This is a genomic window from Candidatus Dormiibacterota bacterium, from assembly GCA_036495095.1.
GTDB lineage: Bacteria > Chloroflexota > Dormibacteria > Aeolococcales > Aeolococcaceae > CF-96.
In genome coordinates, this window is record DASXNK010000101.1 from 1 (window position 1) to 9,933 (window position 9,933).

The window sequence follows — 9,933 nt, forward strand, 5'->3', positions numbered from 1 at the left end:
TGATCGGTAGACTGACCTCGTGCAGGATGCCCCCACCATCGAGGGCGCCGGGGCGCCCAGGGGGCGTGCCGGTGGCTTCACCGACTGGCTTCCCGGCGCGGCGCGCCGCCGCCGGGCGGTGGGCGACGCCATGATCCGCACCTTCGAGGGCTGGGGATACGGGATGGTCGCCACCCCGCTGATCGAGCCCCTCGACACCGTCTCGTCGGGGGTCGGCGCCGCCAAGCAGACCCAGCTCTTCCGCTTCATGGACGCCGACGGCGCCCTGCTCGCCCTGGTCGGCGAGCGCACCGTCAGCGTCGCCCGGGTGGTGGCGACCCAGCTCCGCGAGGGCCCCTACCCGCTGCGCCTCTGCTATGCCGGCCCGGTGCTGCGCAACCAGCCGCCGCTGGGCGGGCGCCGCCGCGAGAATCTGCAGGCCGGCTGCGAGCTGATCGGCGCCGGCTGCATCGCCGCCGACGCCGAGTGCGTCGCCCTCGCCGCCGAGGCGCTCGCCCGCGCCGGGCTCGACGGGGTCCAGGTGGACGTCGGCCACGCCGACTTCCTCCCCGGCCTGCTCGAGGGCGCCGGCCTCGACGCCGCCGACCGCGACCGGGTGCTGGCGGCGCTCAGCGGCCGCGACCTCGTCGCCGTCGAGGAGGCGCTCGAGGGCACCCCCATCGGCGAGACCGAGCGGGCGCTGCTGCTGCGCTTCCCGGCGCTGCGCGGCGGCCGCGAGATCCTCGACGCCGCCGCCCAGGGGCTGCGCCCCGAGCGGCCGCTGCGCGCGCTCGCCGAGCTCGCCCAGCTCTGGGACCTGCTCATGGCCCACGGGCTCGACGGGCACCTCCACCTCGACCTCGGCGCGGTGCGCGACTGGGACTACTACACCGGCCCCACCTTCGAGCTGTTCAGCGGCGAGCTCGGCTTCCCGCTCGGCACCGGCGGCCGCTACGACGGGCTGCTCGGACGCTTCGGGCTGCCCCTGCCCGCCACCGGCTTCGTCCTCCACGTCGACCGCTGCTGCGACGCCCTCGCCCGCCGCGGCGGCGAGGCCGCGGTGCCGCTGCCGCCGGCGCTGCGGGTGGCCTACGCCGCCGGCGGCGAGGCGATGGCGATCCGTGCGGCGACGGCGCTGCGCGGCCCCGGCGCCGCGGTCGCCTGCGACCTCGAGCCCAGCGACGTGCCCCCGGCGGGCGCCGACCTCTTCGTCGACTCCGAGGGCGGAGCCCGGTGGTGGGACGGCGAGCGCTGGGCCCACGCCAGCACCGCGGAGGCGGTCGCCGCCCTCGCCGTCAACGGGAACGGCGGATGACCGGGCTCTGCATCGCGGTGCCCAAGGGGGCGCTGTTGACGGGGGCCTGCACGCTGCTCGCCGCGGCGGGCATCGAGGGGCTCGAGGCGTCGCGGTTCGACGACGCCCTGCTCGTCGAGGCCGGCGGCCACCGGCTGATCAACGTCCGGCCCACCGACGCGCCGGTCTACGTGCAGATGGGCGCAGCCGACTGCGGGATCGTCGGCAAGGACATGCTCTGGGAGACCCACCACGACTCCTACGAGCTCGTCGACCTGCGCTTCGGCGGCTGCCGGCTGGTGCTCGCCGCCCCTGAGGACTCGCCGCTGGCCGCCGGGATCTGGCCGCCCTCGCTGCGTGTGGCCACCAAGTACCCGCGGTCGGCGCGGGCCTTCTTCGACCGCATCAACGTGACCGCCGAGCTGATCAAGCTCCACGGCTCCGTCGAGCTCGCCCCCGCCACCGGCCTCGCCGACGCCATTCTCGACATCGTCGACACCGGCCGCACCCTGCGCGCCAACCGGCTGGTCGAGGTCGTCGAGGCGGGACGGTCGACAGCCCGCTTCATCGTCAACCAGGCCTCGCTGAAGACCCGCTCCGAGGCGGTGACCACGCTCGCCGCGGGGCTGCGCCGCGCCGTCGAGGAGGGCGCTCGCGACGCCGCCCGCGAGGGCGTGGCATGACCATCCTGACCCGCCACGACGCCGCCAGCTTCCGCGGTCTGGTGGCGGGGGCGCGCCGCTTCGTCGAGCCGGCGCTCGACGGCGAGCAGTCGGAGCGGCTCGAGGCGCTCTTCGGCCGTCCCCTCAGCGCCGACGAGGCGGTGCGCGAGATCGTCGACGACGTCCGCCGCCGCGGCGACGCCGCGCTGCGCGAGTGGACCCTGCGCATCGACGGCGTCGACGTCCCCGAGCTCCACGCCGACCCCGACTCGATGGCGGCGGCGTGGGCGGACACCGCCGCGGAGCTGCAGTCCGCGCTCACCACCGCCGCCGGCCGCATCCGCGACTTCCACGCGCTCCAGCGCGACACCGCGGTGCGCGGCACCGCCGACCTGGGGCTGCGGCCGGTGCCGCTGCGCCGGGCCGGCTGCTACGTCCCCGGGGGGCGCGCCGCCTACCCGAGCACGGTGCTGATGAACGTGATCCCCGCCCAGGCGGCCGGGGTCGACTCGGTGGTGGTCGCCACCCCGCCGGGCCCCGGCGGGCGCGCCCATCCCGCGGTGCTCGCCGCCGCCCACCTGCTCGGCGTCACCGAGGTCACGGTGATGGGCGGCGCCCAGGCGATCGCCGCGCTCGCCTACGGCACCGAGTCGCTGCGCCCCGTCGACACCATCGTCGGCCCCGGGAACCTCTTCGTCACCCTGGCCAAGCGCGCCGTCTTCGGCAGCGTCGGCATCGACGGGCTGGCGGGGCCGAGCGAGGTGATCGTGGTGGCCACCGAGGGCGCCGACCCGCGGCTGGTCGCCGCCGACCTGGTCTCGCAGCTGGAGCACGACCCGCTCGCCTGGGCGGTGTGCGTCACCGACTCCGCCGAGCTGGCCGGGCGGGTGGAGGAGGCCTTCGTCCCCGCCGCCGAGAGCGCGGTGCGCCACGGCATCATCGCCGCCGCCGCCGGACGTCACGGCATGACCGTGGTCTGCGACGACCTCGAGGAGGCGCTGGCGCTGGTCGACGACTTCGCCCCCGAGCACCTCGAGCTCCAGGGCGCGGGCGCGGAGGCGCTGGCCGGCCGGGTGCGCACCGCCGGCGCGATCTTCGTCGGCGACGACACCCCCGTGGCCATGGGCGACTACATCGCGGGCCCCAACCACACCCTGCCCACCGGGGGCGCCGCCCGCTTCAAGGGGCCGCTCTCGGTGATGGACTTCGTGCGCTGGTCGAGCGTCACCCGGCTGGCCCGCGCCGACATGGAGCGGCTCGGTCCGGTCGCCTGCACCATCGCCGAGGCGGAGGGGCTGCACGGGCACACCGAGTCGATCCGGCTGCGGCTGGAGCGGAACGGGAACAGCTCCGCATGAGCGCCGCGCCGCGGGTCGCCACCGACCAGCGGGTCACCAGGGAGACCCGGATCTCCGCGGAGGTGCGGGTCGACGGCACCGGCATCGCCGACGTCGAGCTGCCGCTGCCCTTCTTCCGCCACATGGTCGAGGCATACGTGAAGTACAGCGGCATGGACGTGCGGCTCCACGGTGAGGGCGACGTCGAGGTCGACAGCCACCACCTCGTCGAGGACTGCGGGCTGGTGCTCGGCGCCACCGTGAGCCGGGCGCTCGGCGACCGCGCCGGCATCCGCCGTTTCGGCAGCGCCCACGCCCCCCTCGACGAGGCGCTGGTGCGCTGCGTGCTCGACTTCAGCAACCGACCCCACGTGGTCTGGGAGATGGCCCCGCTGTCCGGCCGCATCAACGACTTCGACGTCAGCGTGCTCGGCGAGTTCGTGCGCGGCTACGCGCAGACGGCGGGCATCTCGATGCACGTCGACTACCTCCGCGGCGAGAACCTCCACCACATCGCCGAGGCGGCGTTCAAGGCGATGGGGCTGGCCACCCGCGAGGCGCTCGAGCGCATCGGCAGCGCCATCCCCAGCACCAAGGGGGTGCTGTGACCGCCGGCGGGCCGGCCACCCGGATCGCGGTCATCGACTACGGGGTCAGCAACCTCCGGAGCGTCGAGCGCGCGCTGGTCGCGGTGGGCGCCGAGCCGGTGCTCACCCGCGACCCCCGCACCGTCGACGGCTGTGCCGGGGTGGTGCTCCCCGGGGTGGGCGCCTTCGGGGCCGCCGTCGACGCCCTCGACGCCCTCGACCTCCGCACCTCGGTGACGGCGGCGGTGGAGCGGGGGCTGCCCCTGCTCGGCGTCTGCCTCGGCTTCCAGCTGCTCTTCGAGTGGAGCGACGAGAGCGGCGGACGGGCCGGCCTCGGCCTGCTCGGCGGCCGCATCACCCGCATCGACGCCTGCCGGGGCAAGGTCCCGCACATGGGCTGGAACCGGCTCCGCCTGCGCCGGCCGTCGCCGCTGCTCGACGGCGTCGCGGAGGGCACCTGGGCCTACTTCGTCCACTCCTACGCGGCCCCCGCCGACGGCGACGACGTGGTCGCCGGCTGCGAGTACGGCGGCGCCGACCTGGCCGCCGCATGCGCCCGCGCCGGGGTGTACGGTACGCAGTTCCATCCCGAGAAGAGCGGGCCCCACGGCCTGCGCCTCTACGAGAACTTCGTCCGCATCTGTGAGGGCGAACGGGCAGGGACGGAGGCCGAACCCGTGCACGGGCAGGAGCAGGCGGCGTCGTGATCGTCATCCCCGCGGCCGACGTCCGCGGGGGCAGGTGCGTGCGCCTCCTCCGCGGCGACTACACCCACGAGACCGTCTACGCCGAGGAACCCTCGCAGGTGGCCCTGGAGTTCGTCCGCCAGGGCGCCGAGCGGGTGCACCTCGTCGACCTCGACGCCGCCCGCGGGGTTCCCGACGTGCTCTCCCGGGACGCGGTCCGGGCCGCGGTCCGGGCGCTCCGCGACACCGACGCCACCGTGGAGCTGGGCGGCGGGGTGCGCAGCCCGGCGGCGGCGAGCGCCTGGCTGGAGCTGGGCGCCGACCTGATCGTGCTCGGCAGCCTGGCGGTGCGCCGGCCGGAGATGGCGGCGCAGATCTGCCGGGCCCACCCCGGGCGGGTGCTGCTCGGCCTCGACGTCCGCGACGGCGTCGCCCAGGCGCAGGGCTGGACCGAGGCCGCCGGCGACGCCCTCTCCCACCTGCGCCTCTGGGCCGGCTGGAGCGCCGCCGGGGTGGTGCTCACCAACGTGGCCCGCGACGGCGCCCTCACCGGGCCCGACCTGGAGGGGCTGGAGGCCTGCATCGCCGCCTACGAGGGCCCGGTCATCGCCTCCGGAGGGGTGGCGTCGCTCGAGGACCTCATCGCCATCGCCGACACCGGCGCCGCCGGCGCGATCGTCGGCCGCGCCCTCTACGAGGGGAGGGTCGACCTCAGCGCCGCGCTGCGGCTCTTCCCCGCCCGCCCGGCGGCGCAGCGGCAGCAGGGATGAGCCTGGCCCGCCGCGTCATCCCCTGCCTCGACGTCGACGCGGGCAGGGTGGTCAAGGGCACCCAGTTCGTCGACCTCCGCGACGCCGGCGACCCGGCGGAGCTGGCCGCGCGCTACGACGCCGAGGGCGCCGACGAGCTCGTCTTCCTCGACATCACCGCCTCCCACGAGGTCCGCGCCATCCTCCTCGACGCGGTGCGGCGCACCGCCGACGCGCTCTTCATCCCGCTCACCGTGGGCGGTGGCCTGCGCACCCTCGACGACATCGAGGCGATGCTCCGCGCCGGCGCCGACAAGGTGTCGCTGAACAGCGCGGCGCTCGCCGATCCGGCGCTGGTCACCGCGGCGGCGGAGCGCTTCGGCGAGCAGTGCATCGTGGTGGCGATCGACGCCCGGAGCGAGGGCGGCGGGCGCTGGGGGGTGTACACCCACGGCGGCCGCCGGCCCACCGGCCGCGACGCCGTCGCCTGGGCCCGCGAGGCCACCCAGCGCGGCGCCGGCGAGGTGCTGCTCACCAGCATGGACCGCGACGGCACCGGCGACGGCTACGACATCCCCCTCACCGCGGCGGTGGCCCGGGCGGTGCCGGTGCCGGTGATCGCGAGCGGCGGCGCCGGGAATCCCGAGCACCTCCGCGAGGTGCTGATCGAGGGCCTCGCCGACGCCGCGCTCGCGGCCTCGATCTTCCACTTCGCCGCCCATCCCCTTCCCGCCACCAAGGCCTACCTGCGCGACCACGACGTCCCCGTGCGCCTGTAGGAGGGATGCGCGGCATCATGGTGTCATGACCACCTCCCGCGGCCCGGTGCGCATCCCCCGGGCGGCCGAGGCGCTGCGCGTGCCCCTCTGGCAGCGGTCCCAGCAGCGCATGCGCGAGAAGTACGGCTTCGACATGGACGCCGCCGATGCCGTCGACCGCGCCCGCGCGCTCGCCGCCGGGAGGCCCGACGACCCCGAGCCGGCGCTGCTGCTCGGGTCGGTGCTCGCCACCCGGGGCGAGACCGGGCCGGCCGAGGCCGAGGTGCGCCGCGCCCTCGAGATCGCGCCGCGCCTGCCCCGGGCGCACACCACCCTGGCGACCCTGCAGATGCAGCGCGGCGATCGGGAGGAGGCGCTGCGCAGCGCCCGCAACGCCGCCGCGCTCGACAGCGAGGATCCCACCGTTCTCTACAACCTCGGGCTCGCCGAGTGGTTCGCCGGCGAGCGCAGCACCGCCCGCGCGGCCTTCGAGCGCGCCGCCGAGGCGCTCCGCGCGCTCACCGGCGAGCCGCCCCCGGCGCCGCCCTGGTGGCGCCGGCTCGGCCACCGTGGCTGAGCGCCCGGAGCCGCGCTTCGGCGCCGACGGCCTGGTCTGCGCGGTCGTCCAGGACGCCGCCGGGGGTGCCGTGCTGATGGTCGCGTGGATGGATCGCGAGGCCTGGGAGCGCACCCTCGCCGACGGCTACGCCACCTTCTTCAGCCGCTCCCGCGGGCGCCTCTGGCGCAAGGGCGAGACCAGCGGAAACGTGATGCGGGTGCGCGCGGTGCGGCTCGACTGCGACCGGGACACGGTGCTGCTGGAGGTCGACCCCGCCGGCCCCGCCTGCCACACCGGCGCGCCCACGTGCTTCTTCGAGAAGGTCGAGGTGGCGGAGCCGGCGGGGTGATCACCCCGACCGCCTCGCCGCCACCCACCTCGCCGCCTGCCGAGCTTATGCCAGGAAAGACTGGTCTTAGAATGGGGAAATGACCCGAGACCACCGGGACCGCCAGATCGGAGCCATCGCGGCCCTTGGGGAACGCGCTCGGCGGGCGCTGTACGAGTACGTCGTCTCTCAGCCCGAGCCCGTCAGCCGCGACCAGGCCGCCCAGGCAGTGGGCGTCGGGCGGCCCCTGGCCGCGTTCCACCTCGACCGCCTGGTGCACGAGGGGCTGCTCGAACCGAGCTACCGGCGGCTCAGCGGTCGCAGCGGGCCCGGTGCCGGTCGAACCAGCAAGCTCTACCAGCGTGCGTCCGCGGAGGTCAGTGTCAGCCTCCCACAACGGGAATATGAGCTCGCGGCCCGCCTGCTGGTGACGGCGATCGCCGCTTCGCACGTCGAGGAGCCGCGAGAGCGCCTCGACGAGGCAGCTCACGAGCTCGGTGAGAAGATCGGACATGGAGCCCGCGACCTGTGTGGCCGGCGGGCGAGCCGCCGGCGGCTCCGAGAGGCGGCGCTGACCATGCTTGGTGAGCGGGGCTTCGAGCCCTACGTCGACCCTGAGGGCGCCGTGCGTCTCCGCAACTGCCCCTTTCACGCGCTGGCCACCGATCAGCCCGAGCTCGTGTGCGGGATGAACTTCGCGCTCATCCAGGGGATGGTGAGCGGCCTCGGCGACGAGGCGGGGGGCGAGGCAGTGCTCGACCCCGCGCCCGATCTTTGCTGCGTCGCTCTGAGAGGGTGGTCCTGAGGCTACTAACGCCAGTCACGACTGGTTATACTGTGAGGAGCAGGGCGCCTAGGGCAAGCAAATCCTGGCGTTGGAACGAATCTCGCTGATCACAGGGGGTCAGGCCGTGGCTGAGTCGCTGCTCGACCGGGTGATCCGCAGGCAGGCCTGGATGGACGGCCTGGCAGGGGCGATCCAGGGCGGCGTGGGCGCCGTCTACGGTGTTCTGGGCAAGCCGGGGCGGTGGCTCAAGGACCTCCTGCACGGCACCAGGATCCTCGGCCACCCGCTGCATCCGGCGGTGACCGACCTGCCGATGGGCGCCTGGACCGCCGGCGTGGTCGCCGACTATGCGGCGCACCTCACCCCGAGGATCGGAACCGAGGCGGGCGATATCGCCCTCGCGGTCGGGCTCGGTGGCGCCGTGCTCTCAGCTCTGACCGGGTATACCGACTTCCATGAGACGTTCGGCCAGGAGCGACGCATCGCGCTGCTTCACGGGGGGCTCATGACCGTTGTCCTCGGCATCGAGGGTTTCTCCCTCGGGATGCGCTGGTGGGCAGGCGAGGGCGCCCACCCGACGGCGGTGGTTCTGTCCACTGCCGGCCTCGGTCTGGCGGTGGCCGCGTCGTGGCTGGGCGGCCACCTCGTCTTCGGCATCGGGACCACGGTGAACCGCTCCGCCTTCCTCGAGGGCCCCGAGGACTTCGTGGCTGTGGGCACTCCCGGCGACTTCGCCGAGGGCCAGATGCGCGCCGTCGATGCGAGCGGCATGCAGGTACTCGTGGTGCGTCTCCAGGGACGGCTCCATGCCATCTCCGACGTCTGCTCGCACGCCGGCGGACCGCTCCATGAAGGATCCCTCCAGGGCGACACCGTCATCTGCCCCTGGCACGCTTCTCGCTTCTGCGTCAGGGACGGTCGCGTCGAGGGTGGGCCGGCAACCTTCAGCCAGCCGTCGTTGGTGGTTCGTGAAAACAGAACCGCGGTCGAGGTGAAGTTGGAGGCGCCTCTTCATTGAGCGCCAACGGCCACCTCTCCCTACCCCTCCGACCGTCGCGTGCCTCCGGCGGTTGTGGCAGTGTCTCCAGCCGCGAGGGAGCCATGTCTCTCGCGGATGCCGACACACCGGCACTGATCGAGGGGGTGCTCAGTCGGTTGGGCGAGGATCCCACCCGCGAAGGGCTGCTCCGAACTCCTGAGCGTGTGGCCAGGAGCCTCGAGTTCCTGACCAGCGGCTACCACGAGGACGTCCACCGAGTGCTCAACGGCGCGATCTTCGCCGAGCAGTACTCCGAGATGGTCGTGGTGAAGGACATCGAGCTGTACAGCCTCTGCGAGCACCACATGCTCCCCTTCTACGGCAGGGCTCACGTCGCCTATGTGCCGGATGGGCGGGTGGTCGGGCTGAGCAAGCTGCCACGGCTCGTCAACGTCTTCGCCCGGCGCCTGCAGGTGCAGGAGCGGCTTACCGTGGAGATCGCCGAGGCCCTCGACGAGGCTCTCGCGCCTCGGGGCGTGGGCGTGGTCATCGAGGCCGCGCACCTCTGCATGATGATGCGCGGGGTGCAGAAGCAGAACAGCCACTCCGTCACGTCCAGCATGCGTGGCGTGTTTCTCACCGATCCGAGGAGCCGCGGCGAGTTCCTCGAGCTCACCGGTCGGGGACGTGGAAGGTGAGAAGCTCGTGACCGATTCGAGCGACGATGAGTCGACAGCCCACGTACGACAGGGAGACGCGTGATGTGTGACAGCTGCGGTTGCTCGTCGACCGCCCAGCCCGAGCCGGAGCCCGACGAGGACACCGAGACGAGCAGGTAGGCGTGACGGTGAGGCGCCCAGGTGACGCCTCACCGTCAGCGGCGGACCCATCCACCGCGCCGGAGATCGAGCGCGCCCGGATCGGCACCGGTGGCGGTCCCGGGACGGGGCGGTAGACTGGTCGGGATTCAGGAGAGGAGAGCGGACCGGTCGCGGCGGGCCCAGCCTGGTGCCCCCCGGTTCCCCGTGAGAATGCCCGGCTCGACCCGACATCCGGACCACCCGAGGCCGACCCGCCGCCTCCGCGGCCGGGGCGTGCTCGCCCTGCCGGCGCTGCTGGCGCTGCTGGCGTCGCCGCTCGCCGCCGCGCTGCTGCCGCCGCCGCTGGTGGCGCAGGCGGCCGACTGCCCGCTGCCGCCGGATCTCTGCCCCCCCGCCTCGAGCCCGCC

Annotated in this window: 12 protein-coding genes; all 12 read left to right on the forward strand. The window is 74.3% G+C overall.

Annotated elements, in window-relative coordinates:
* The first annotated feature begins 19 nt into the window (after window positions 1-19).
* The 12 genes from hisZ (at window position 20) to folE (ending at window position 9,403) form a co-directional block, all read left to right on the forward strand.
* Complete coding sequence (gene hisZ, locus VGL20_10450; GenBank protein HEY2704101.1) at window positions 20-1,294, forward strand: ATP phosphoribosyltransferase regulatory subunit; 1,275 nt, start codon at window positions 20-22, stop codon at window positions 1,292-1,294.
* Window positions 1,291-1,956, forward strand: a complete 666-nt coding sequence (hisG, locus tag VGL20_10455) for an ATP phosphoribosyltransferase (protein ID HEY2704102.1) — start codon at window positions 1,291-1,293, stop codon at window positions 1,954-1,956. The genes hisZ and hisG overlap by 4 nt, the downstream gene beginning before the upstream one ends.
* Window positions 1,953-3,293, forward strand: a complete 1,341-nt coding sequence (hisD, locus tag VGL20_10460; protein ID HEY2704103.1) for a histidinol dehydrogenase — start codon at window positions 1,953-1,955, stop codon at window positions 3,291-3,293. The genes hisG and hisD overlap by 4 nt, the downstream gene beginning before the upstream one ends.
* Window positions 3,290-3,880: an imidazoleglycerol-phosphate dehydratase HisB gene (gene hisB, locus VGL20_10465; GenBank protein ID HEY2704104.1), complete on the forward strand. Its 591-nt coding sequence runs from the start codon at window positions 3,290-3,292 to the stop codon at window positions 3,878-3,880. Before hisD ends, hisB begins: the two co-directional genes overlap by 4 nt.
* Complete coding sequence (gene hisH, locus VGL20_10470) at window positions 3,877-4,566, forward strand: imidazole glycerol phosphate synthase subunit HisH (GenBank protein ID HEY2704105.1); 690 nt, start codon at window positions 3,877-3,879, stop codon at window positions 4,564-4,566. Before hisB ends, hisH begins: the two co-directional genes overlap by 4 nt.
* Complete coding sequence (locus tag VGL20_10475) at window positions 4,563-5,315, forward strand: 1-(5-phosphoribosyl)-5-[(5-phosphoribosylamino)methylideneamino] imidazole-4-carboxamide isomerase (protein ID HEY2704106.1); 753 nt, start codon at window positions 4,563-4,565, stop codon at window positions 5,313-5,315. Before hisH ends, VGL20_10475 begins: the two co-directional genes overlap by 4 nt.
* The gene (gene hisF / locus VGL20_10480) at window positions 5,312-6,073 is read left to right on the forward strand and encodes an imidazole glycerol phosphate synthase subunit HisF (protein ID HEY2704107.1); all 762 of its coding nucleotides are present in this window, start codon (window positions 5,312-5,314) and stop codon (window positions 6,071-6,073) included. Before VGL20_10475 ends, hisF begins: the two co-directional genes overlap by 4 nt.
* 25 nt (window positions 6,074-6,098) lie before the next feature.
* Window positions 6,099-6,629, forward strand: coding sequence for a tetratricopeptide repeat protein (locus tag VGL20_10485; protein HEY2704108.1), 531 nt, complete (start codon window positions 6,099-6,101; stop codon window positions 6,627-6,629).
* Window positions 6,622-6,960 (forward strand): phosphoribosyl-AMP cyclohydrolase, encoded by a 339-nt coding sequence (gene hisI, locus VGL20_10490; GenBank protein ID HEY2704109.1) that lies wholly within the window; start codon window positions 6,622-6,624, stop codon window positions 6,958-6,960. The genes VGL20_10485 and hisI overlap by 8 nt, the downstream gene beginning before the upstream one ends.
* Before the next feature lie 79 nt (window positions 6,961-7,039).
* Entirely contained in the window at window positions 7,040-7,744 is a 705-nt protein-coding gene (locus VGL20_10495) for a transcriptional regulator (GenBank protein HEY2704110.1), read from the forward strand.
* 106 nt (window positions 7,745-7,850) lie between these two features.
* Window positions 7,851-8,744, forward strand: a complete 894-nt coding sequence (locus VGL20_10500) for a Rieske 2Fe-2S domain-containing protein (protein ID HEY2704111.1) — start codon at window positions 7,851-7,853, stop codon at window positions 8,742-8,744.
* A gap of 83 nt (window positions 8,745-8,827) precedes the next feature.
* The gene (gene folE / locus VGL20_10505) at window positions 8,828-9,403 is read left to right on the forward strand and encodes a GTP cyclohydrolase I FolE (protein HEY2704112.1); all 576 of its coding nucleotides are present in this window, start codon (window positions 8,828-8,830) and stop codon (window positions 9,401-9,403) included.
* Window positions 9,404-9,933 lie beyond the last annotated feature (530 nt).